Raw genomic sequence first — 24,737 nt, forward strand, 5'->3', positions numbered from 1 at the left:
AGCCTTGACGGCGGCACCCCCGATCAAGCTTACTTCAGCCCGCTGCCGTTCCGCGCGGCAGCCTAACTCTGGCAGAAACTCCACTTATCGACGCGGAATTGCTGTTCAGACAACCGGGGCCAGCTCTCCCCTCGCCCTCGGACGCGAAAGGACGCCGGCGATGCCGCTTGCTGAGGAGCGCTGGCGACGAAGCGATCCAGACTGCCGCCGCGGAGGGATTCTGGATTGCTTCGCTGCGCTCGCAATGACGATGTGGAAGCAGGCGCGTGGCACACTCCGCCGGGAGCTCACTCTGGGCCAATCAGGCCGCAGTTCAATCTATTCATGTCCGGCAGACATGGACCCGAACTACGCCATGCGTGATTGCCTTCTTGCGACGACCTCGCCTCGAACATACTCGGCTAGGTCAGCACTTTCTTTCAATTTCAGACCAAGGCGAAAGCAATCTGGGCTTGCTATCGCACTTTCGCTAGCGGCTTGTCTGGTCGGCAATTCCGTTCGGGCACAAACCGCCAGCGGACTTGATCCTAGTAACCACCCTGTGGATGAGACCCGCAAAAGAGGAAAGACTTCCGACCGGGCCGCAAAGCTCCCGATCGACCTGGTCCGTCAGGCAATCCGCCCTCCTGCCCCGGCGCTAGCAGCAGGTCCCGGAGTGCCTTTGGAGAAGCGCGGCAATGCGGACAGGGCTGCTCAGACGAGACCGCAAAAAACGATCGATCCCTTCCAAAGGTACGACAATCTGCGTGAAAAAGGGTTGTGGTTCCCCATCCCTGGTCCTGCAGATACGATTGATCAGGACAAGGGGGGCGTTAGATCTGCGCTGGCGGACGTCGGCATCGGCTATATCGGGTGGACACATAACTCCTTTGCAAGCAACCAGCTACCGCATGCAGCCAGAAGCACTATCGCAAACCAGCTCTATATGGGCCAGAATCCGACTTTCGCGTCGGCGAACCTCATGATCGTCACCTACGATCTGAGCCGGTTCGGCATTGCCGACGGACAGATTGTCGTAGGAGCCGAGCAGCAATACTGGACGTGGGATCGCCCAGGGCCAGATCGAGTGGGACTCAATACGCTCGCCTACTACCAGACTTTCTTCGACAGGACACTAGAGCTCAAAATTGGCTACCTCAGAAACCAGAATGAATTCACCGGTACATTGTTCGGAGGGATTACAGGATCGAACATGTCTGCCTTGTTCCAGGCAGGGATGAGCACCAATGCCGCGCCCACGCCGGCGGTCAACTTGAAGTGCAATGTCGACGATCGCTTGTATAACAAGGTCTCCGTCCAGCGCTCAATCAGTCCCGATGGTCCCTATGCCCACATAACGGAGAATCCCACTGGCTTGAACTGGAGCACGGCCAATGCAGGCATCCTTTTCGTCGAAGAAGCCGGCTACAAGAGCAAGGCTGCTCCCGGCTTACCCGACACGTGGCTGCGGGCGGGCATTGGCTTCAACACTAGCCGCTACACGGATTTGGCGGATCCCAAGCAACAAAGGAAGAGCGGAAATAATTTTCACTACATCGCTGCGGACAGGCAGCTCTGGCAGAGTGACGCCCTTGGGTCGCCGTCTCGCGGCATCTACGGCGGCTTTTCCATCATGGGAGCTCCACCTGAGCGCAACAGGATAAGCCGGTATTACGAGCTTCGTCTTTATGCGAAGGGACCTTTTGATAACCGGCCCAGTGATCTGATTGCCCTCGTTGCGACCAACACGGCCTGGAGTACGCTTGCAGTGGATGCTGCTCTGGCTAAAGGCCAGCTTGCGCACCGCGATAGCACAGCAGTCACGGGAACATACATCGCGCATCTCGCTCCGGGGATATATGCAAGCGTCGGACTGTCATACATTCATTACCCGACAAGCATCACACACACGCCCCAAACGGAACACGCGCTCAATCTGTTGGTATCTACGTTGATATTCTTCTGATCATCGCAAGCGCCGTTCTGCTCCGACGTTATCGTGACGCATGGGACCGGACCTTCGCGATCCCCTTGAAGGGACCGGCCGCATCTGCGCTAGACCGTTCGAGGGAAGCAAACTACGTGGAGCAACGACCCAATTTTCGAGGACATTTTCCAGATTGTCTCGCCTTGCATAGACAGCAGGTTCGCAAGGCACGCAACCTACGATGATTTGCGAGAGCCTCCTGATCAGATCTCGGTTACAGCTACTTATCGAATTGAGCGGGGTGGCACTCCGAGCATGAGCTGGGACAGATAAGGAATGTCGCGCACGGTCCAGCGAACCGCTAGCGCGACGGCAACAATCGTTGTCCCCAGAAATGCAGCCGCGGCAGACCTCATTGTGGGGTCCCAAAGTTCTCCATACTGTATGGAATCCATGAGACGGAATACGGTACCCTGAATCAAGTACAGCACGAGCGTGCTCGGTCCCAGTTTTTCGGCGATAAAGCGGACCACCCGATTTGAGCGACCAATATTCCAGCATCGAAGCAGGACCTCAATCATTACCACTGAGGCAGCTGCGGAGCCGAGAAACATCAGAAGCACATTTTTTGCCGACTGCAAATCCTGGACCACAGCGAGATTGTTGTAGACATAAGTGTCGGTGCGCCAGGCCAGAAAGCACATCATAGCCGCTATTGAGGCAGACATAATCAAGAACACCCTGTGAGAGCGCATTATGCTCGTCCACCGTTCTCTCGACTGCGCAAATAAGAATCCCAGGCAAAAAAACGGGTACATATACTTTATAAGAGGGAATATGGAAAAAGTCAGAGGCGCAAGCACGACCAGAATGACGGATACGAACAAGGCCCAGGGCAACCAACGATTGAAGATCGAAATAGTTTTAGTGAGGATGAAACAAATGAACGCGGCCCATACGAACCAGTATGTGCCGACGAACTCATTCAGGAACTGCAAAACGGTGTCTGGTGCGCCCGCCGATCGGGGAAACACGGCAAACTTTAATGACTCCAGAAGAGAGCACCAAAACAGCATCGGCACCAGGAGCTGCGTCGCACGACTGCCGATAGCTTGCGTGAACGACTTTGCCAGTAGCGCTCGGCAAGAAAGATAACCGCTTATCGCCATAAAGAGGGGCATGTGGAACATGTAGATCCATTTGAAGCATGCCGAATCCCAAAATCCTTCATTTTGGTAGAGGATATATTGGATCAGGTGACCGGTGATCACTAAAATGATGAGCACTCCTTTGGTGAAGTCCAAAGCGAGATCGCGATCGTGCGCTATCTCAGGCACAATCTTTCCTGTTACATGATCTATCAACATCTCGGCACACTTTATCCAACCAGCCGAATACATGCTGGGGTTGGCCAGCACCTATTGTTAATGGCACGTCGCTGTTGCGTAGTCTCTTTGCATGGAAATCGAGATATCCGATGACAGCGGAGACAATTGTCACCGAGGGTCTACGCTCCAATAGCTGACTGTGCGATAAAGACCGAAAGGAAGGGGGAAACGAGCTATACGATGGTTTATCGATTTTTGTCGCACCAAGCTCGCTTTCATCGGCTTCCCGGGTCCAGCGGGCACTTGCACTCTGCTCCCGAGCGGACCCGGTGTTTGCGGCGCGAGGAGACTTTGCATAGCGGCGCAATAACTGAACTGCGCATGAAGGCTTAAGCTATGCAGGTTGCGAACTACCGCGCCCGCCGAGGAATTTGGGCACTTGTCCATCGCCAGCACGCGGCGCGGTGCTCCGTCGATCACGAATGCGTTCAATCCGTAGTAGCTGCGGTTTTCAAGACAAGAATTGGCGGACTATGTGAAAGGATCAGGGATGCAGAAAGCAGGTCCGGGCATGCACCAAATTCGTAGAATCCGTTGAGCTTGGCAGATTCTGCAAAGAGAAGGCAGGACGGCGGGACGGTTCAGGCGGTGCCCCTGCAACCGATCCATCGCCTGCCAATAGCCTCGCCAACATAGAACGCCTTACGCGAGCTGCCCCGCCGAAAGTCCGATTGCAGCCCTGCTGCCTCTTCAGCCACGTTCAGGATAAATGCGTACGCGCTGGCGGCCGCCTTCGCTTTCCACCAATTCGCCCTTGTAAGGCACTCCGCGGATCTCGAAATAAGTCGGGCGCCCAACTTCGGGCATGATGCCCTGGCCTTCAAGGACGCGGATAAGGTAATCCGGCAGGAATCGCTCTCGGTGCTCCCATCCCCCGCGGATCAGATACCCAAGATCAACAGGCCCCTCACCGGATTGCGCGGCTGACACGATCGGCCGGGGACGATGGAGCGACTGAGACGGGCCAGGTTCATCCGGCTGGCTCACGCGGGGATGATGGATCAGGCGAACATCCCTGCGGCCTCCCGGTCCAAGCGTCGCCGAATAGCGCTCCCCATTGATCACAAACTGACTTGGCCCGAACTGGTTTGGCAGCAGATGGATATTGCCCAATACATCGATCAACACGTCTGAAGCCGTCTGGGAGCCGTGGCGCCAGCCGGTGCCAACGATCGCGCCAATATCCCGCACCTCCGGAGCCGCCCCCGGCGGTCCCGCGAACGACGAGGCGTCTGCAAATTCAGATGCTGGCGCAGAGCGCGCATCGTCGCGCAAGTTGTGAGGTGTGGGTGGATCCAGATCAACGAAGGAGTCCAGACCGCCGTAGATGTTTGACGATCGAGGCCTCACGGACGACGGCGATGCGGGGTCTTGCATCTGTTGCCCAAGCCAGGCCCAGGCTCCCTGGCCGAGGGTGGCCGGTGTAGCAGGAAGCTCGAGTGGCGGATGCGCATGCGCGGCCCAGTGCGGCGCTGGCTCTGGTGAGCTGGGTCCGTGGATCTGCTCGCCAAGCCAGTTCCAGGCTCCGGCGCTCGGCGTCGCCGGGGTTGCGGGAAGCTGCTGCGACGAACCGGCCTGCCAATGGCTGGGCGGCGGTGGCATCAATATGTTGGGCCCGGGGACCTGCTCGCGACGCCAATCCCAGGTTCCCGCGCTCGGGCTACCTGGCGTTGCGGGAGGATCCTGCACTGCATGCGGCTGTCGAGCAGCTTCCCGAGAAGTCTGGCCCGGATCCTCAGGAGGCCTCAATCCAAGCGCCCTGTTCGCCTCCAGGATCTGCTGGTATCGGCCAAGTTTGACCAGATCAGCGTTGATCTTCTTATCGTTGGTTTCGAGCCTGTACTCCTCGAGATCCCGGACAAACGCGGGGGCGGAAAGTCGGCCGGCCATTGGTGGCCTGTCATGGGTCTGCAGCCACTCACTCAGCTTAGACATGCGGCGAGCTTGCCTGTCGATTGTCGCCGGCTCGATCCTGTGTGTCGCCTTTTCCGCCGCCACCCACATGCCGATGAGGGTTGCGTCCGCTCCGTGAGGAGCCAGTCGGCGGAGATCAGGCGCCAGGGCGTTTCCGGCACCGACCTCACGGAGCTTCTTCAAGGCCGCCTTGATGCGCGTGACGCGGTCCTTTGCATAGGTGTCGACGTCCTCATCGAGCTCAGCTTCCAGCTGGTGGTTTTCCACCTCGGGATTGTCCTGCTGCGCGTTATCCAATTCGCGGCTAATTCGATCCGCAATTGAGGGCCTGCCGGCCGTGCTCAAGCGCGCGCTCAAATGGCGCAAATCGGTTGCTGCATTCTTGATCGTGCCGTCGGTGAGTTTACCCGCCGCCTTGTTTCGGAAATCTTTAATGAGCTCCTCATCGGCCGCAGAGACCCCGCGCGTCCGGCCCGGCTGCCTCGCATAATCAATTCGTAAATTCGTCGAAAAGAGGTCAGATTGCCCCGCCTCGCGCGACGACTTTTCGCTGCCACTCCGGCCAAGCGCCTTGCCGATTCCCGACTTGAAGCGTGACCATAATCCGAGGCTTTTTCCGCTCTTGGCCGACGCGGCAGACTCTGGGTCCGGAAAGCTGTAGCGTGCGCTGCTGAACAGATCATCTCGCAAACCAGACTGCGGCACTTGCGTCGAAGCGGGAAGCTGAAAGCTGAGAATGTCTACGCTCCGGCGCGTGTCGCCGAGCGCACCCTTCCTAAAAGCGGAGTGCGGCGGCGCCCGCATCGAACCGCCGAAATCGTCCCGCCGGACTGCTCGACCACCTCCTGCGGGAGGCCGATCAGGCGAAGGTGACTTGCTTTGATCAGACGGACCGAGATGCAAATCCTCCATCCGCTGCTCAAAGTCGCCTTGCTCGCTTGACTCGCCCGATCGCTGCCCCGCCCGCCCCTGCAGCGCGGCGTACTCCCGCATCCAGGCTCCTGAATCGAAGAATGGGTCAACCGGATCCATCCTGCTCTCCTCATGTTTGTATCGACTCTGCAGCAATCCATACGACCTGGATTACGGCGAGATAGCAGCTCGTTCAGATTCTCGATTGTTGTAGCCGCAACCTTTCAAAAAGCTGACGAGATCAGGATATTGCTGCGCGCGAGACCGGCGTCGCATCGGCGCCCGCCTGACGACGGACGGGGTCGTTCCAATTTTGCCGCACCTCTTCGCCGGTCTCGTGTTCGAGCCGACGAAATTGGTCGCCGGTGGATCGCCGAATTCAAGCATCACGGCGGGACTCACATAGCTGCTACCAGTCTCAATGGATCATACGTGACGAGCATCTTGTCGTCCTTGGCATCATTTTTGATAGTGAGCTTGTCCTGTTGTAGGCGTTCATTGATGACGCACAACGTCTTTTCCCCGACGCAGACCGGGAGGCGTTCTCGTGCCTTGGAGTTCACTGCAGTTCTGAGGGACCGAATTGTCATCGATTGTGTTTCGCCAGGTTCGGAGCTGTTGCTCGAATGCCGTATGTGAGATCCAGGTCGTCCGGGAACCGGCGAACTGCGCCGTAAGCCTTGGAAAGGGACGTTCCGCCCTTGAAGACGAGATTCTCGCCCAGTGGCCACCAGCGCGTTCAGGCGTCAACGACCCAAACATTCTTTTTCGGGAAGATGTGCAGGCCGTCCTGAGTTCGCAGCAGTAACGGTGAGCGCCTCTCGGGATCGGATAGGTTTAAAAGTTTATCCAGCACGCAGCTTGCTTACGGGCCTCGCAAGCCGAGTTGGCAATGAAGATCCGGCAGACTTGGATTCGCTCACTTCAATCGGGCTTCGTCTTTGACTGAGGGACCAAAAGGTTTCTCGTGCAGTCTCGGGATCGCCGCGCTCGAGCGCGCGCACGACCTCACCGGCACGACGGCTTGCCATCGTAAGCTGCCAACGCGGTGCATGCTTGAACTAGAAAAACTTGCTTGCCACGATGGAGCTCGCGGGAAGCCCCCGAAGTCAAATAAACCTGCCGAACAGTCAGCTACCTCGTCAAACCGAGTTGGTTGGCTGAGCCAGCGCCTGCGCAACCAATAATTTCACCGCTGCGCGCCTTGGTCTCCTGAACAACTTTTCGACCGACTGAGCTCTCGTCCCGAAGCGGCTTTCGACGCGACGCAAATGCGCGTCGCCTCGCGCGCGGGAACTTTCGTCGCTCGGCAAGACCGAAAGGCCCTGATCGACGGCAGCGCACTTGCCAAGGTGCAAAAGCACCTTGGCAGCGATGGGTGAGGCTTCACGATCGATCTTTACGTATCGCCCGCAGAGCAATGATAAATATCTCTGCGGCGGTTTGGGAGCCTCATAGTTTCAGGCCGCGCTCTGCGAGCACACGGTGCATGACCTCGCCTTTGATCTCGCCAGCGATCTCCTTTCGGACTTGGGCGCCGAGAAACCGCTCGGCATCCGGATCGCCTAGAAGACCACGCTCGGCCAGTCGCTGATCCAAGCGGGTTTGAAACTCCTCGCCCATGGCTTCGACGAGCCGGTCTCGCATCGCTTCATATTCGCCCGGAGCGATGCGCCTCAGCACCGTCTCCCAGGGTTGCCAGCGGCTTGCCATGTAGTCGGTGAACTGGCTTGCTTCCCGCCCCCGGACCAGGTTGAGCGCCTCCGTCGCATCATCCTCGCTTACGTGAGAGACCGCCAGGAAGCGCATGTCAGGGGCGACATGACTGAGCTCCAGTGGCTCGCGCAGCCGATGTTGATAGGCCAGGTAGACTTCGATGTCGTCTACGTTCGGGTTGCCGTTGGCGAGCGAGTTGACCCTGTCGCGCGCGATCTCGTCCAACGCCTCCAAGCGGAAGGCGACACGGCCGCGCTGGATCAGATCGCCAAGCCGATCGTCATATACCCCGTCCTCGACGTCAGCGTTGAGGCGCGCGGTCTGCATACCATTCCAGTGCAAGGTGACACGATCCTCGCAGCTCGCGTTGGCCTCGGAAGCCTGCGCAAAGCACTGCTCGCGCAATGTCGGATTGGCGGCCGCCTGCCGCAGATCATCAGCCACTGCCTGCCGAAACCCGTCATTGCCGTAGTTCACAGTGGCTCGCAGCCTCTCCAGGAACTGTGCGTAGTCTTGGGCGCCGGGCTCATCCGCAAAGTGCTGCCATTCGCCCAGCGCGGCCGGGTCGTCTGCGAGCCAGTGTGCGGCAGCCTCATGCAGGGATTGCTGCGCAAGCTGCGGTGGCGCTTCAGCCGCCAGAGCGAGAACATCGTCCGGCAGCGGGTTATCCCAGAAGTCGAGGCTCTCCAGATGCGGGTAGTAGAGGCTATTATGCGGTACACGAGCTTCTAGAACACCTTCAGGCAGGTTGGTCAGCCGGTTACCGCTGACATTGAGTGATTGGAGCGTGCTCGGAAGAGGGTCGGGGAGGTTGGTCAATTGATTGCCGCTGACATTGAGTTCAATGAGCCACGAGGGGAGGGACTCGGGGATGTCGGTCAGCTGATTGCCACTGACCGCAAGCGCGGTGAGCCCGCTCGGGAGAGCGTCCGGTAAGCTGGTTAGCCGGTTGTCGTTTGCGTTCAGGATCTGCAGTCCGGCCGGAAGGTTTGCCGGCAGACTGGTCAACCTGTTATCAGCGACCTCCAGCTCAGAGAGGGTTGCCGGAAGATCGTCCGGCTCTACCGGCGCCGCTCCCTGCTATGCTCGAATATCTCGACGTAAGCCAAAATCAACTGACGGATCTGCCGCCGGCTCTCCCAGCTTCGCTCCGGTTTCTCGACGTAAGCCAAAACCGTTTGACGAGTCTGCCCGAGGACCTGCTGACGGCCTTGGGCGATGATGGCACCCTAGTTCTGACTGAAAATCCGCTGTCTGAGCAGGTCCTGGCGAACCTGAGTACAATCCTAAGCGCGGAGGATTATGTCGGCCCGACTGTCCACCTTTCGCACGACGACGAAAGTGAATCGTCCGGGACAGACGATGAGCAGGCGGACGCTCTCGCTGAAACAGTTGCAGAATGGCTGAAGGGCAATCCACAGGAGGTCGATCGGGAGGTGCTTGCCGCTTGGCAGAACTTTGCAGAAGAGCCGGGCGCTCGGGAATACGGGCTTTTCCTCGCCAAGCTGTTCGAGTCCGTCAGCTCTGGCAATGAAGGGTTCCGGCAATCGGTGGCCAATGATCTGCGTCAGGCGGCAAAAAACCCGCAATTGCGTGCCCAGTACTTTCAACTGGCATGGGATGCCAACCAGAGCTGCGAGGACCGCAGAACATTAACCTGGAACGGAATGCAGACCGCGCGCCTCATCGCGGAAGTCGAGAACGGCCTCTATGACAACAAGGCACGGCTTGCCGATCTCGTCGAATTGGGGCGCGTCATGTTCCGCATGGACGCGCTCGAGGCGATCGCGCGCGATAAGGCTCACTCGCTCGCCTCGGTCGACAACGTAGAAGACATCGACGCCGTTGAAGTCTTTCTTGCCTATCAGAACAAACTGCGCGAGCGGCTGGGACTACAACACGTCGCGCCGGACATGCGCTTCTTTGAAGTTTCCGGCGTTACCGACTCTGACGTTGACAGCGCAGAGACATCCGTGCGGAACAGGGAGGCGGCGGAATTTGCCGACTATTTGGCAATGGATTGGCAGCCTTGGGACGATGTGATTCGCCGCATCGCACCTGAAGAGCATGCCAAGACGCAGGACCAGCTCATTGGTGCAATGGGAAAGGAGTTCGACAGCCGAATGGAGCAACAGCTCGCCGATCAAGGCCTGACCGGGGCTGAAGCTGGCCTCGTCGAAGATGCCAAGCGAGTGTTGGGTGCCGCAGTTCGCAAAGAGATCGCCCGTGAGATCAAGGGCGCTCTAAGAGACAAGGTGCTCAATGATCTCGGCCTCACCCTGTGAAGCCAGCTTTGCTGCAGGAAGCTGTTAATTCCTGCTACAGTTTCCCTCTGGTGCGCCGGTTTGTGCCCGAGAGCCTTCACGTGATGCGCAGCAAGCGGAGCGGCGCCGATCTAGAAACCGGCGCTGCTCGACTCGTTCCAGCGGGTGTTTCCCGAAAGCGACGATGGCCGATCTCGCGATGAGGCGGATGATCGTCGGCTGCTATCGAGGGCCGCATGGATACGGGCAAATTGTCGAAATCGGAGAGCCGATACGCGCGTTTGTACGGCTTCGGAGCCGGCATGGAAGAACGCCGGATTCCACCGTACTTGCACCGCGTGTCGGCTGATCGAGGAGACCGCTGCTGGCTGAGCTACGAGGGGCCTGACCATCACTGGCCGAACGAAGATAGCCCCGAAGCATCAGCCACTTCGTTCTCCAGAGATCTGCGCAGGCGCTGAGCAAGAAAATCAGCCGTTCCCAAGCGATGACGACGGTGCCGACGTGACGGTCCGTAGAGCTTGCCGACACTGATCCGCCGAAAACGGACAAGATGATCTGCGAGCTGGAGCGGGCGCTGTGGGCGGACCGCGAACCGATGAGATCGTCGCGCCTGCCCCTTCTGTCGGTGTGACTCCGGCGGCAGTTGGGTTGCTGTACAAGACTCTCCATCACAATCAGGCTCTCCTCCCGTCATTCACCCGAGGATCGCCGTCGAACCCCTTCACCGTGAACGTTGCTCTTTGTTTCATCCTGAGTCGTTGGCAGCCAATCTGTGACACCCCCGAAGAACACGCTCAGCGACCATCTCGCAGCTTCGCCCTCTGTCAGCTGATGGGAATGAGGCTCGCGGCCTGAGGGGTTAGCCCCGACGCCGAAGGATCTGTATTCAGCATAATAGCTTGTCCTCAACGTATTCGTCTTGCCGGGCGTCCATTCGCGCCACCCTTCCGCGGTGACGGGGGCATCTATCTTCGCCGACAGGAAGACCACGGTGGCGTAGGGGCGCCAGGGGCGGCCAAGTGCGATAGAGCGCGCAGCAGGGTCGGCACTCAGCCTGCAATGATCAAACACATAGCCACTGTCCTCATCCGGCACTGCCTTGCTCTGAGCGGTGTAGATGACCGCTTGATTGGCGATGCCGTGCAACTCACATTGCCGGAACCAGGCCTTGGCGTTGCCAAATATGAAATCGACATGCCCTTCGATGTAGCAGTTCGAGAAGTATTGTCGTGACATTCTGCCGTTTGGTCCCTTGCCCGCAAACAGCGTGTCCTGGGCGCCGAGCAGACGGACGCGCGTAATGACGTCCCTATCTCCGGTAACGGACAGCGCTACCGCCTGCGAGGGTGGATTGGCCGGATCGAGGGCGTAGTCGTTCTGGATGGTCAGATTCTCGAGCCGGAAGTCATCGCCGGCGGCATCCAGCGTCGCCGAACGGGCGGTTCCTCCTACATTGATCGCGCCGTCGCCATACACAATGACCGTATCCTCCGGCTTCCTGCCAGTCCCTTCGATATGAATACCGGATTTGGAGATTTTGACCTTCTCGCGATAGACGCCCGGCGCGATCCGGATATTTCCGCCTTCCGCCGGCAACGCGTCGATGGCTTGCTGCAAGGAGTGATAGTCTGCAGTTCCGGCATGCGACACCGATAGTGCCTGAGCGTACGCTGCCGAGATGCAGAAACATCCCGCCAGAAGTGCAGCGGCGGAAATGAAAATTCGCATGTGATCTCACACTTCGTTTCTCAGCGGGATAGTCGCCGCGCATCGACACGAGATTGTCAACGCCAAATCAGAACCTGCTCGTCACCTTGGCATTTTCGGCCTTGCAAAACCCTCGCCAAATTGCAACCAACTCGGGACATGAGGCCGACCGCGTACAGTAATCTTGGCCCCAGATGCGGAACTCACCATCTGAGTTCGGTGCCGGGTGTAGTGCTTACTGATTGCCGTCGCGGAATGCCCTGGAACATACCTCCGATCCGCGCAGCAGCGGTTGTGTAGCTCGTCCGGGCAGCGGGGGCCATACGTCAGAGTGATTTGCGGTGACCTTCGCATGTTCAAGTTGCCAAGTCGCGGAATTGGCGAATCGGACATCTTCGAGTGTCACGTCCAGGGCATGCCGCTCGTCTACGCCGCGCATCAGCAGCACACCAGTGTCGCCATGCACATGACGGAGAACGATTTGCCGATAGACCGGAATCCTCGTGCCTTGAGCGCGCGGATCATATTTTGTATCGAAGGCCAGCGGCCACCGGTTGCCCCGCAGGCACACGTACTCATAAGTCACGCCCTCGACCAGACCGCCTCGACTAACATCGCTCTTGATGCGCAGGCCCGACGTCGTACCATCCAGCGTCAGATTACGCACCAATATGTCTCTGGCCCCGGAATTCACCTCGCTGCCGATCGACATGCCATGCCCCCAGCCGAAATAATTATCAATGATCGAGATATGGCTGCTTGAGCCATTGTCGCCGGCCTTGATTGCGACGTTGTCGTCACCGGTACGGATCACGCTGTGGGTGATGGTCACATCCTGACTGGCGCCAAGATCGATGCCATCGGTGTTGCGGGCATCCGCCGGCGAATCGATCGTGAGGCCCCAAAACGTGGCACCTTCAACCCGGTTCATCGCGACATGAAAATTGGCAGCGTTGCGCAAGGTGACACCAGAGAACGTGATGTCCAGCGCATGATCGACCTGGATCAAGCGTGGGGCGTTCTGATTGCCGCCCTGGGCTTGGGCGCGGCGGGCTAGCTGCCACCAGGTTTCCGCGCCGCCGCCGATCATTGCGCCGCCCTGACCATCGATGATGCCCTCTCCGTAGATGCCGCCGCCGCGCGTTTTAGAAAAGCTGATGAATGGCCGGCAACCGTCGCCCTTTTCTGCAATGCGACCACATTGTCCGAGGCCCTTGTCGTAAGCAGCAGGTTCGGGGATGGCGATCAGTGTCGCACCGCGTCCGACCCATAAGGTCACGCCCGATTTCATCTCGAGTGGACCTGAGTGAAACTCGCCGCGCCCAAGATAAACTGCAGCGCCATCGGGGCAATGTTGAATGGCGTCCTGTAGGCTAACTGTATCGTTCTTGCCGGAAGGCACAGGGCGATCGCAGACCGTCTGAGGTGCAACAGGTTCGGCGATAGTCCGGCGGTCTTGCGCTTTTGCGGCGGGGCAGACAACCATGGAGGCGAGTATGGATAATAGGGCCCAGCTGCGAAAACGCTTTGTCATTGACCTGCTCGTGCTTTGTCACGCCCACGTTTGGCGCGTGCCTTTTCTGGTATTGAGCGCTGGCTCGATCGAGCCGTCGCGCGCGTCACTGGCCCGCGCAAGATGACATTTATAAGACGCAGCAGAGGCCTGAACCTTACGATTGCGCAGCAGCACCTTGCCTATGCGCGAACAAGACGAAGCGTTGTGCGTTAGTCCAAAATCCAAACAGCTTCTCAGCGTTCTCACACTGAGAGAGTGCCCAACCGGCCCCGATTTTCGGCATCAACAACTGCGCGTGAATCCGGACGCTGCGTCGGATCGACGTTTGATCGAAGAGCCGCACTACAAGAAGTGACAGGAGCGCCCACGGTCACCTGACCACCGAAGCTGCCGTTCAGCCAGGAGGGCGCACCGCAACATTTGTAGCGACACGTCGTTGGACGAACGCGGGGCGATCGGCTTTCACGGCGGCAAGATCGAGGTCGAGCGCTCGCGGGGTTAAGGAAATCGACTGTTCACCGCCGCTGACGCTAGGAGCTGTCGAAGGCGATCCGCGGCGCTCCGATTGGGCCTCGTCACTTAGCCGCTGCCAGATCGCCTCAGTGGGAGCCACGGGTGTGCACCCGACACCTCGCCGAAGCCGCAGCCCGCACGCGCCTGACCTTGACTGCTGATGAACCTCCTCGCTGTTCTTGAAGCGCCCGCAAAGCCATACCTACGTGTTTGTTCTCCTTGAACACGGTGTTAGAGAGCCGATTTCGTGCATTGTCATCACTGGCTTCGAGCGACTGGTCGCGCTCGCCGGGGAAACGCGCCACCTTGTAAAGCATTTGAAGATACTTCTCAGCAGTCGCCGTGACAGTTTTTGTCGAGCACTGACGCCGCTCATCATCTCGTGAATGTAATCAAAATCCGCGCGACACATTCGGCGGCGGTTTGCGGCCGAGGCGTCGGGCAAGGCCAGCGGAACCGTTCCCGCGCGCCGCATCCAATCGCTGCTCAAAGGCGTCTTCTACCGGCTGGTTCGGCTGCTGATCGTCTGACGGCGTGCTGTACCGATGGCGGGGGTCCTGTGTTGGATATCTCGAAATTGTGCGAGTCCATGCCAGTCTCCCGTCCAGGATCACTTCAGTGGGTTAGTCCGTACTCGGAGAATCTTTCGAGAAGCTGACGAGGCTACAGCCGGCTCCGGATCGCATTCGCACCGGGAACCAGGACTGGGCGGCCATGGAAGACTATGAACCGATCGAGGGGCTAAACTTGGCCGAGGGATTTGCGCGATTCGGATCCGAGGCCGCCTTGTCGGCGATCGAGCGAAGATTGAAGCAGGTGCTTGGTTCGAACGATATTGATCTTCTAGATTCTGACACGGCAGCACACGGGGCATGCACTGACGAGTTGCGTGAAAGACAGCATCTTCTGCCACTTCCATTTCTCGAGAGAGTGGTCGCCCGATGTTCCTACAACGGAGCCTCCGGAGCCGTCTCTAGGATCGCCGCGCACGGCACGCAAACCGCGCTCGATGTATTGCTAGAAATCCACACGGGCGCCACCGCCTCGCTCAAGGGAGCGGTTATGGATTCGTTAGAAACGCTGGCGGGCCGGTTGGGCGCATGAATTCGGCTGACCGGCAAGGGCAGACCTGAGGCAGCAACAGTTTGAAGTGACTGCAAATCGAAGATGCTACCAGGAGCGGCGGCAGACCTCCCCTCGTCGGCCACCAAGCAGGTATCCCTGAAAGGCACGCCATATGGTCTATTGTCCTTAGTCCTAGGACAAAGGACGGAGCGAATTTGTACGAAAAGTCAAGACCTTGTTGTATTGCTGAAGCTCGTGAGCCTTCAGCAGGCCAAAAATGAGGGCGATGCGCATCCTGGGGAGGCTGCGTATCACGATGACCCTTACTCCGTACGCAGCCTGGAATCAGCCCTTGGTATCAGCAAGACAGAGGTCAATGCCTCGATCAACCGGAGCCTTTCGTCGGGACTTGCGGTCAAAGATCGGGAATCCGGCCACGCAAAGCCTAACCGCCGCAATCTTCATAATTTTGTGGTGCACGGATTGAAGTTCGTTTTTCCGGCTAAACCGGGTGCGATGACCCGGGGCATCCCCACCGCCTTTGCCGCCGCCCCGCTTAAAAATCTTATCAGCGCAGGAGAGTACATTTATGTCTGGCCGTATGCAAAAGGCAAAGACATGGGGCAGGCGGTAGAACCGTTGTACAAAAGCGTGCCCCAGGCCATTCAAAAAGACGATCGTCTGTATGAATATCTGGCCCTATCGATGGTGTCAGGCTTGGAAATCAAAGGGAGGCTGGGTTCGCGGCCGAGCGTCTATCGGAAAGGCTTCTCAGAAAATGACCACCGTTAAAGACCGATTGCTTCAAATGTTGCAAACGGTCGCGCAATCTTTGGGAGATGAACTGCGCGAGCGGCTAGTATTTGTTGGCGGTTGAAATCCAAAACGCAGACGATGATGTTCGCTGCTACATTGCAGAGAAGTTCAAAGCGCTCTTAGGTCATGAGGATTTTGACCATTTCCTCGACGGCAATATCAAGGGACCTGAAGGCCGGGTCGATATTGTACGAGAGCGCTTTGTTGCCATAAGCCAGAGCGATGCTGGCGAGTGAGAGGGGAATGGAGATCAACTGGCGCAGTGAGCAAGGAAAGAGGACGCGCGATAACCGGGATTGCGGGGGAGTCGGAGTGCGCGCCGATGCCGTGTTATTTCTCCTTCTCGACGGTTCAACCTCTGGCCAAACAAGCGGTGACCTTGCCCGGCAGATTACCCGCGATGCCGTAGATTGGTACGTCGGCCACAGACGAAGCCGCAACGATAGAAAGCCTCAGCGCGCAGTTGCGCCGCACTCATCGCAGTTTATCTCCGCGGTTTGCGCTGCCGCGAGAGCTTGAGATCGCGTGCAGCTCCGGACATGGCGGTCAGCGTGAAGCGCAAGGCGTCGGCTCCAACTCGTCCACCAGTTCCAGAGGGTCCATAACGTTCCCCTGGACTTCGACATCTTGGCGCGGACCGAACCAAGCCGGGATGCGATGACCCCACGAGAGCTGGCGCGAGATGGTCCAAGCACTGCGTTTTAGAGCGTTTGTTGTCCATGTTTTCGATAGTGGCGAATACATGAAGAGCCGTGGCATTGGCCTAGCGTAGTCCCCACTTTTCCTGAAAGTTGAGTCGTGCTTCAAGGGTACATGAGCAGCATCCCTGAGCGACAGCGATTAGCTTGACGAAGGAGTGACCTGCCATTGCTTTTCATCCAGCCGCAGTTAGAGTCTCGGGGTTTTTGCAGCGAGACCGAAGTTTGGACCACTCAGAACTAGAGTTTTGCGCCTCTTGCAGCGAGACCGAACTTTGGACCACCCGGAACTAGAGTTTTGCGCCTCTGATCACGTTGGCGGGCTGGTGGCGCCGACGTGGGTGTGCAGCAAAATCGGTGGTCGATTTCCGATTGCCCCATGGGGCCGTTCTTCATTGTACTATCTGCGCCAAGTCTCCACTTTTTGCTGGGCGTCCGCAGCTTCTTCCAGTTGAAATAGGTCGCCTGGCTGATCCCGGCCTTGCGGCAGATCTTCGCCAGGTCCGTGACCAAACCTGTCGCCGTCAACGTGCGCGGCGGCAGCTTTCAACGGTCCCATGATCGAGGCGGAAACGCCACGGCTGCATCCGGGTCAACAGGATCATCGACGCTTCGCGATTTGGGCGGTCGTGCGTTACGTATTGAATTGTTTGCCGCAGAGTTGCGCTGGCGTTCATCGATGGACGATGAGACCGCTCGAGACTCAAGCCTCCGCTCCAGATCCGCCAATCCTGCCTTACATTCGGCGACAACCGATTGGGCGCGAAGCAGCTTGACCTTGAGCTCGTCCTGTTGCCTGAGTATTTTCTCAAGATCCGAATCGTTCTGCATTAGCTCATTGACCATCTGCAAGCACCGATGCAAGGCCGGCACCTAGCTTCAAGAATGCAGGCTCCGCATGTCGCAGATGCCCCACCCTGAGCCATGGGCTAAAGCGATGTCCAACGACCGCCCAGAGGACGCCTTTACGCTGGCGTTCTCGTTGAGAACCACCATTCGTTGCGAGCCCCTTAGAAGACAATCGGCTTCTGCCCGGCAAACCGGAGCGCGACCTGGAGATCGCAGAGTTCGCGAGGCAGGCGCACGGTTTGGAAAGCGCATCAGGGGACCTCTGCCATCGATCAAGCGGGCAAGTTTCATCTGAATACTTCGACCGGATGCTGAAGGAGCATCATAGTCACAGGTGGTTTCGTCACATCTTCAAGCAACCGGCATGCCAATGCCGATTGAGCGTTTTTATGAAGAAACGATGTCGGTTTTCCCGCAGCACGTAGTTGCAGGCGGTGTTGTTGTCGCGCTTGAAACAAACGGCGTCTTGAGCGAGACAGCCAAGGTCGCAACCACGAGCATCCGCGCACTTTCTAATGAAACTCTGGCAGGACTGGATCGAGTTCTTCCTGCTCGAGCGTCTTGGCTCCATCTTTCGCCAGGTACGCTGCCAGAGCTGCGATACCGGAGTCCGCTGGACATCGAGCGGGTGCCGATTTTTTGAACGGCACTTGTCCCAAACGCTCGGCAACTTCGACGCTCATGAGGTGGGGACGGATCGGTCGATCGACGGCGCGCTCGATGGTGTGGAAGATCCAGGTGCCGTCCGGATCGATGTCCGACCAATGAAAGATCGGCGTCTGTTCGGATACCAATCCTGCGATTGTCCGCAGCGCCTGCTGGGTGGCAAGCGAGGGGTACCCGCCGACATACATGGTCGTTCCTAATCGACCTGGGTCCGCCTCGGCGATGTGCCGATTGAAGCTTGCGAAGTTTTCGATCGTCAGAACGTAGGCTGGCCGCTCCCGGAACCGGACGCGATCAGCCTCCTTGGGAGTGATTCCGAGATAATGCGGAGATATCCTGGAAAGATCGGCTCCGTCGAGGTCGATCTTGCCCGCGATCAGCAGGGGCGGCGCGAAGCGCTCCAGCCCGATCGCTCGCAGTGCCTCGCGGGGGCGGGCGCCAGGCGGAAAGTCCATCATGCCGCTCAAAAGCCGGACCACGGCCCCCTCGATGCGCTCGAGTATCTTGCTGTGCCCCACCGTACGTCGCGAGAAAGTTTTGTAGTCGACGTCCAGATGCTTGTTGTCGAGGATCGCCTGGGCGAGAACGAATGCGTGGCGCAGCGTGTCGACGTCGGACGAACCGAATCCGTGCCACGTCTTACCCCGCGCCCACACCTCTGCGATTTGAGAGCCGCTGTTCTTCAAGGACTCGTGCAGCGCCACTCCGGCTACAAGCCGGACGGCGGCATGCTCCGCGATGCGTGAGGCCGGGGTGCGGCCGAGATATCGGTATAAGATCTCCGCCGAGACCAACCGCACGTGCGCCACTTGGTCTCGGCTGGCGCCGCGCCCCCAGCGGATGGAGACCGCGCCGGCACTTTCGGCTTCCCTGATCTGTTTCAGGAAGGCGTCCGCCGCGACGACTGATGGGAAGGCGGGGTAGTCCGGGTGGGCGATCGGGCTTGCGGCCCCCGCCTCGAAGCGGTTGAGCAGGTCGTTCAGCAGGCCGAGCGCATCCGTGAAACGCCGAGCCATGGCTACTCGGCGGCCAGACGGGTGGCGAGCTCATCTTCGGACATCAGGTCCGGATCGATGGCCATGAGTTCGCGCTTGGCCTTCTCTTTGAGTTCCACCACGGTAGCCCTGGACTGCTCGCCGATCCGGTCCACCTCCACGATGGTGTCCATGTGCTCGAGCACGGCGACGCGCTTCTCGAACGGCGCGGCAATCACGAACTGCAGGCCGAGGTTTTTGTAAAAGCTCATCATCTGCCGCTGGTTCTTGCCGTCCATCTTGGAGAAGGCCTCATCGAACATGGCCAAGGCAAAACCGGCGGGCTTGCCGGCACGACGCTCCGCGCTGCCGTAGACGGCGGCCAGCGAAGCGCCGATGGCAACGTAGATAGGCACCTGCTGTTCGGCGCCAGACCCGGTGCCGCGCCGCTGCTCCCAGCGGGTCGAGCGGCCGGTGGCCACATCCTCCATGTGGATCTCGAAGGTGTAGAAGTTGCGGTAGTCCTCGAACTGGGTGAAATCCTTGTCGGGGTCCTCGAGCAGCGCCTCGAGTGCGACGATCGTATCCTTGTGCGGGAAGTCATCGGGCACGTCGCCCCGGAACAGCATATCGAGCGCCTCCGGAGAGGTTTTGGCGATCTCGATGATCTTCAGGATGGGCTGGAATTCCACCATCTGGGTGCGGTGGAATGAGTATCGCTCGTTATGGAAGGGATGTGCGTAGAGGCTACGGTTCAACGATTGCAGCTCCCGCTCCATCTTTCCGATCCGGGCCGTGAGCGCGTTGATGAACTCGCCGCGCAGCAGGGTGGACGCCTTCTCCGCCGCTTCCCGCGCCTGCCGTTCGTACTGGCGCAGCTCGTTGGATTCGATATCCGAGATGAGCTGCTCCATCCACGGCTTCACCTCCCGCAGCGGCTCGCTTTCCGCGCCGACCTGCGAACTCATCCCGAACTGGTCAAAGTAATCGTAAAGAAGCTCGCGGACCCGTCGCTCGATCCGGGCGCGCTCGTTGTCGGACGCGTCCGCATCCTTCAAGGCCTTCTCGGCGATGGCCCGGTGTTTCTCCGCGGAGCCCTTTTGGGCTGCGGCATCGAGGCGGTCGCGGTAGACGGCCCTGCCTTTCGCGGTGGAGTAGAGTGAGAAGAACTTGCGGTATATCGACCGCGCGACCCTGAGGTTGAGTTCGGAGCCGGGCACGTTCTCGCCCTCTCCGAGCCTCCTCTCCGCCGACCTGACCTCGCCGTCGTGCTCGCCAAACGCCTTCTGCTGCGTCTTTCTCTCCTCCAGCCTCTTCTCCTTCAGCTTCTGCTGCGCCCTCTTTTTGTCGCGAAGCCCCCCGTCCCCCGCGCCGTCGAGAGCATCGAGCCTGGCCTGAGCTTCAGCGATCTCAGTCTGCGCGGCCGCGAAAGCGGCCGCGCAAGCCGCGAGGTCATTACGTTCCTCGCAGATGTTCTTCAGAGCGGCAAAAGCCTGCTCCGCGGCATGGGCCTCCTTTCCCTTGTCGGTCAGAATCCGACCCAGTTCCTCGGCCTGATCCTGCAGGGAGCGCAGGGCGTTCGCCTGGGCCGCCTTTCCGATCTTATGCTGCGAGGATTCGATCCAGCGATGGCTCCGGACGAGTCCGTCGTCGTAGAGGCCGTCCTTCATGATAGCCCGGCCGGGCCTGTTGAACTGGTCGAGCGTGTCCGCGAGACGGACATTGCCGTAGCGGCGCATGATGAAGGCCATCGCGTCCGGATCCTGGCTCCGGAAGATGGAGGGAAAAGTGCCGCGCTCCGGCTTGGCCCTGAACTGCTCGAGCTTGTTTAGGCTCACTAGCGATGCATGGCGAAACTCGCGGCGACCTTCCTTGAAGATTGACGTGGCGGCGCTGATATCCGCTCTGTCCACGAACACGGCTTCCCGGTCGCGGCCTAGGAGCGCCTCGGCGGCTCCTATCCACTCGGGTTCGGCGACGTCGATGATGTCGCAGAGCACGCGCGGCACCATTCCCCTCTGCCGCAGCCTGCGGCAAAGAAGTTCAGTGTCGTCGCCGAGATAGGCGCGCGCCCCTCCGGCGGCGTGCTGTCGGATCCGTTCGAGCACCTCGTCGCGGCGGCCTCGGAGCCCGGAAAGCTCCGCGATGATCGTTTGACGCGCTTCGTCGATCTTCGGCAGCCATTTGGCGCCGCTTGCCGCGAAGGACTTCTCGGCCGCGGTGACCTCGTCGGAGACGCCCTCGATGTCCGCCCCGGCGGTGGCCGTCACAAGACGCTCAAGCGCAGGAACGAAGTCCTCGAAACCGTCCGCGCACATCGCCCTTAGCGGCTCCAGGCGACGGATGTTCTCCATGCGAGCCTTGAAGTCCGCCGAGGCGCGGTGCGCCGCCTGCCCGGCCACATCGGCGGTCTGCTGCAGGGACTTTCTGCCGGTCTTGGCATCGTGCTCGGCGATCGCGGCCGTGAGCCGTTCGATCTCGTTGTCGACGGCCTTGACGTCGTCGTCGATGAATTCGAGTTCTTTTGCTGCGGCGTCCCGGCGCGCCATCTCGCTACGCCGCTTGGTCTTGAAGTCCAGGTTTGTCGCGCGCGCCGCGAGCCAAGTCGCGCGTTTTGCGATCCACTCCTCCCTGAACTTGGTCTCGAGCGCCTCTTCAAGGGTGCCGAGGACGCCCCGGAGCGCCCTCAGGGCTTCGAGCCTGAGGCGCATCTTTCGAATGGTTTCGCTGATGTTACGGTATGTCTGGATCGACTCGCGCAGCTCCTTGATGCCGATCGGACTGTCCTCGAGGATGTAGTTCCGCACGAACTGCGTGGCGGTCTGGTTGTGGTCGAGCGTCATCGCGTTGACGATTGATTTCTGCAGGGCGCTGGCGTTCTGCTCGCCATAGGGCGAATGCGGCAGAAGATGGCGCATGTACTCGCGGACGTAGTCGCTCGCCCGGTCGCGATGATTGACGAAGTTGCCTTCGCCGACCGCCGCGAGGACCCGGGCGCGCACGTCCTCCCATTGCGCCGGGAATTGCGACTTTCCTCGCTGCTCGATGAAGTCCTTGGAGCTCAGAACGGTCCCGACGGCGACGAACAGTGCCAGCACAGTCTCCCTGCTGTCGGATTTGCGCGCCTCGAGCGCCATGCCGATCGTGACCGGTGGCCGGGCGCCTTCCGTGTCTTGGAAGCCGAGCGCGATGTAAGTGCGCGCCTCGTCGCGCCGGCGCTGGTCTTCGCCGAGCGTCCCAAGGCAGTAATCGACGACGCTGCGCTTCGAGCCGCTGCGCGATTTTCCGCTATCGCCGGCGACCGCGTTCAGGCGCAAGAACCGCCGGCTCCCGCCGGTGAGGACGACCTGTGCCATGTCGAGGATCGTCGATTTGCCGGACCGGTTCTCGCCCAGCACCCCGACGTGTCCTGTCACGTCGATGTCGGCGACGTCGAACAGGTGCCAGTTCACCATCGTGAGGTGTCGCAGCTCCATCATGCCTCGTCTCCTGCGGGCTGCGGAAACCGCGCCTCCTCGCTACGGACGTAGCGCTCAAGCCGTTGGAGGGCATCGCCGCCACTAATCAGCTTGATCATCGGGCGGATCCTGATCTCGCAGTCCTGCTGCTCGTCGTCAAAATCACCGATCTCGACCAAACTGCGCTGGGCGGCCTCGCGCAGGATGTCCCGGAAGCGGGCGGGCGAGATCGCGCCACCGCCGCCGTGTTGGGCCATCTCGCGGTAGCGATCGAACAGGTCGTTCAAAGTGGCCACTACGACGGCTCGGTCCTCGACTGCTCCGACGTTCACCTCCTGCTGCCAGTAGGCCGCCAGCACCAGCATCACGATGGTTTCGTCGAGCTTCATCCGGGGCAGCGGCACGTCCTCGTCCATGGCGACGATGCCGGCCCACTGCGCCTCCGGATCGCGATGGACGCGGTATCCGCAACTATCGAAGAAGCCGTCGACCACGTCGCGGAAGCGGCCATCCATGATCGTGTTGTAGACTGTCCCGGTCCGGGGGTCTCCCGCGAACACGAACTGCCGCCGTAGCAGGAAGTGCAGCGCCTTGCGGAGGTCGGCTGCCTTTTCCGCGCCGAAGGAGCGCTCGACATTTTCGAATTCACTAAGCATGAGCCGCCCTCGCCTTCCGGACTGCGCCCGATCGCTTGACCAGGAAGTTTGCGCAACGGAGCCATTCGCTGTCGTGTGGTGGCGTGTCGGGGCACGGTTCGAGTTCGAACCCGGCCGCGACCTGCGCCGGAACCTCGCCCGTCAACGCATATCGGCGGGCGCAATCGAAGGCGAGGAAGTCGTCCACGGTGCCGATTTCCATGAAGCGGGCTTCCCTGGTCGCGAATGGCGGCACCTGGCCCTCGAGGAATCGTCTGACATCCTCGGGGCGGGGCGCGATGCGAGCGATGTACTCGAGGCGGAGCTTCTTGCGCAGTTCGTACAGCGGATCCGACGGCGGCTCGGAGAGCTCCCTTGCTTCGACGGGACGGCGCGGCTGCCTGGCCGGCGCCTGATGGTGCTCCGACCAGGGGGACCGCAACGGCTCGATGCTCCATTCGATTGCAGCCTTCTGGTGTCTGCCGTCGCGCAGTAGGGCATCCAGGCGCCGCACCAGGTCGCCGGCCCGGCCGACGAGTCCCTGCCCGCCCCGCTCGGCGTATTTAATGGTGTTGCGGACCCGGGCTTCGAGCTGCCTGCGGAAGGCCTCGATCCTATCGAACATCTCCCCGATCTGATCGAAGATGCTTTCGATGGCCAGCAGGTCGTCGGCCGCGGCCATTCGACCGTCCTCGAAGTCGGCTGCCATGCTGGAAGCTGTGTACTCCTCGGCGAGGACCTGCATGGTTTCCGGGGTGTAGGAGATCCTCCGCGCGAGGTCGACAATGGCGTCGCGGAAGCGGTACGGATGGTTGACGGTGAGGATGGACTCGAAATCCTTCAACAGGAGCTGGTCGACGAACTCCTCGAAAAAGGCTTCCAGCCGGGTAGCGACGGTTTTCGACTCCATGACGGTCCGTCGGACGCGCTTCAGGTCGGCCAGAATCGCACGCAGGCTCTTAGTGAACTGGTCGGCCTGATTGCGCGCCTCGCGGACGGCGAGCGCGGCTTCGCGCTGCTTGCGGTCGGTGATCTCGGGCCTCAGTTTTTCGACGGCCTCCAGGTTGAGGCGGATTTGCACGATCAAGCCGCCGAATCGCTGCGAGAGATCCTTGTTGAGGCTCGCGAGCCGCTGGATCACGAGCAGCGGTCCCATAGCCATGTCCACGGTGACGCGAAGCCCGTATTCCTCCTCTTCAAGCCATCCCCAGGCGAGCAGCCGGGCGTACAATTGTCGGGCAAGACCGAGCGCCTTGTCGCCCTTCTCGGAAGCGAGCGCGACGTCGGCCTTCCGGATCCGGCGGCGTCCCGCGGAAATCATTTCCGGCAGGCTGCCGAAATCATCGCCCTCGTTCCAGAGGGCGGGGTTGACGCGCATGACGTCGTAGATGGCGTGGACCACCTGCTGCGGCGTCGGGAACGACGGGGCGCCTGAAAAGAAGCGTTCATGTAGATCGAGCAGACACGCTGCGTACAGGTGCTTGTGATCGCGCGAAAAAGCTAGAAACGCATCGTCATGCAAATGGCGGAACAAGGTCAATGACGCAGCTCCTGGGCCCGACTTCATCTTGGGTCGGCGGCGTTAAACGCACGGCCTGCCGGGCAAAATGTTGTTGAGAGTGGGTTTGGAAAATACAACCGGAAGATCAGTTCTTAGTATGTTCTAATATAGCTTTCCAGCTCAATCGCTGTCGAGACTCCAAAAGTCCGATCGAAGCTAGTGCCGGTCGTGGATCG

General features: G+C 59.8%; 15 protein-coding genes and 2 pseudogenes. 5 read left to right on the forward strand and 12 right to left on the reverse strand.

Annotated features, from left to right (window positions below; genetic code table 11):
- Positions 1-655 precede the first annotated feature (655 nt).
- On the forward strand, positions 656-1,945 hold the full coding sequence (locus I6F37_RS35925) for a carbohydrate porin (RefSeq protein WP_225129821.1): 1,290 nt from the start codon (positions 656-658) through the stop codon (positions 1,943-1,945).
- Positions 1,946-2,190: 245 nt separating this feature from the next.
- Here the strand turns inward: I6F37_RS35925 and nolL are convergent, their stop codons facing one another.
- The 4 genes and pseudogenes from nolL to nopM all read right to left on the reverse strand — a co-directional run.
- A complete protein-coding gene (nolL, locus tag I6F37_RS35930; protein WP_225129823.1) occupies positions 2,191-3,273 on the reverse strand; it encodes a nodulation factor fucose acetyltransferase NolL in 1,083 nt (360 codons plus the stop codon).
- 711 nt (positions 3,274-3,984) lie between these two features.
- On the reverse strand, positions 3,985-6,240 hold the full coding sequence (locus tag I6F37_RS35935) for a hypothetical protein (RefSeq protein ID WP_225147987.1): 2,256 nt from the start codon (positions 6,238-6,240) through the stop codon (positions 3,985-3,987).
- A gap of 466 nt (positions 6,241-6,706) precedes the next feature.
- Positions 6,707-6,844, reverse strand: coding sequence for a nucleotidyl transferase AbiEii/AbiGii toxin family protein (locus I6F37_RS35940; RefSeq protein WP_225129825.1), 138 nt, complete (start codon positions 6,842-6,844; stop codon positions 6,707-6,709).
- 728 nt (positions 6,845-7,572) lie between these two features.
- Positions 7,573-8,895, reverse strand: a pseudogene (gene nopM, locus I6F37_RS35945) (T3SS effector NEL-type E3 ubiquitin ligase NopM); the annotation flags it as partial.
- Between the two features lie 23 nt (positions 8,896-8,918).
- Here nopM and I6F37_RS35950 point away from each other — a divergent pair.
- On the forward strand, positions 8,919-10,121 hold the full coding sequence (locus tag I6F37_RS35950; RefSeq protein WP_225147989.1) for an NEL-type E3 ubiquitin ligase domain-containing protein: 1,203 nt from the start codon (positions 8,919-8,921) through the stop codon (positions 10,119-10,121).
- 672 nt (positions 10,122-10,793) lie between these two features.
- On the opposite strand, the gene I6F37_RS35955 is transcribed toward I6F37_RS35950, so the two are convergent.
- Both I6F37_RS35955 and I6F37_RS35960 read right to left on the reverse strand, forming a co-directional pair.
- Entirely contained in the window at positions 10,794-11,831 is a 1,038-nt protein-coding gene (locus I6F37_RS35955) for a pectinesterase family protein (RefSeq protein WP_225129734.1), read from the reverse strand.
- A 214-nt stretch (positions 11,832-12,045) separates the two neighbouring features.
- A complete protein-coding gene (locus tag I6F37_RS35960; protein ID WP_225129736.1) occupies positions 12,046-13,344 on the reverse strand; it encodes a glycoside hydrolase family 28 protein in 1,299 nt (432 codons plus the stop codon).
- Between the two features lie 1,209 nt (positions 13,345-14,553).
- On the opposite strand from I6F37_RS35960, the gene I6F37_RS35965 reads away from it, so the two are divergent.
- The 3 genes from I6F37_RS35965 (at position 14,554) to I6F37_RS35975 (ending at position 15,956) form a co-directional block, all read left to right on the forward strand.
- Entirely contained in the window at positions 14,554-14,943 is a 390-nt protein-coding gene (locus tag I6F37_RS35965) for a hypothetical protein (protein WP_225129738.1), read from the forward strand.
- 204 nt (positions 14,944-15,147) lie between these two features.
- Entirely contained in the window at positions 15,148-15,696 is a 549-nt protein-coding gene (locus I6F37_RS35970; protein WP_306469178.1) for a hypothetical protein, read from the forward strand.
- 74 nt (positions 15,697-15,770) lie between these two features.
- Complete coding sequence (locus I6F37_RS35975; RefSeq protein WP_225129740.1) at positions 15,771-15,956, forward strand: hypothetical protein; 186 nt, start codon at positions 15,771-15,773, stop codon at positions 15,954-15,956.
- Between the two features lie 310 nt (positions 15,957-16,266).
- Here the strand turns inward: I6F37_RS35975 and I6F37_RS46060 are convergent, their stop codons facing one another.
- From I6F37_RS46060 to I6F37_RS36005, 6 genes and pseudogenes are all read right to left on the reverse strand, one after another.
- Positions 16,267-16,479: a class I tRNA ligase family protein gene (locus tag I6F37_RS46060; protein WP_368736805.1), complete on the reverse strand. Its 213-nt coding sequence runs from the start codon at positions 16,477-16,479 to the stop codon at positions 16,267-16,269.
- Positions 16,480-16,728: 249 nt separating this feature from the next.
- Positions 16,729-16,854 (reverse strand): annotated as a pseudogene (locus tag I6F37_RS35985) (integrase core domain-containing protein); the annotation flags it as partial.
- A 925-nt stretch (positions 16,855-17,779) separates the two neighbouring features.
- Positions 17,780-18,949, reverse strand: coding sequence for a Wadjet anti-phage system protein JetD domain-containing protein (locus tag I6F37_RS35990; protein ID WP_225129742.1), 1,170 nt, complete (start codon positions 18,947-18,949; stop codon positions 17,780-17,782).
- Between the two features lie 2 nt (positions 18,950-18,951).
- Positions 18,952-22,386, reverse strand: a complete 3,435-nt coding sequence (locus tag I6F37_RS35995; protein WP_225129743.1) for an SbcC/MukB-like Walker B domain-containing protein — start codon at positions 22,384-22,386, stop codon at positions 18,952-18,954.
- Positions 22,383-23,021: a DUF4194 domain-containing protein gene (locus I6F37_RS36000; RefSeq protein ID WP_128932111.1), complete on the reverse strand. Its 639-nt coding sequence runs from the start codon at positions 23,019-23,021 to the stop codon at positions 22,383-22,385. The genes I6F37_RS35995 and I6F37_RS36000 overlap by 4 nt, the downstream gene beginning before the upstream one ends.
- A complete protein-coding gene (locus I6F37_RS36005) occupies positions 23,014-24,540 on the reverse strand; it encodes a Wadjet anti-phage system protein JetA family protein (protein WP_225129745.1) in 1,527 nt (508 codons plus the stop codon). The genes I6F37_RS36000 and I6F37_RS36005 overlap by 8 nt, the downstream gene beginning before the upstream one ends.
- Positions 24,541-24,737: the final 197 nt, after the last annotated feature.

It is taken from the genome of Bradyrhizobium sp. NBAIM08 (genome assembly GCF_020193935.1).
GTDB classification, from domain to species: Bacteria; Pseudomonadota; Alphaproteobacteria; order Rhizobiales; family Xanthobacteraceae; genus Bradyrhizobium; species Bradyrhizobium yuanmingense.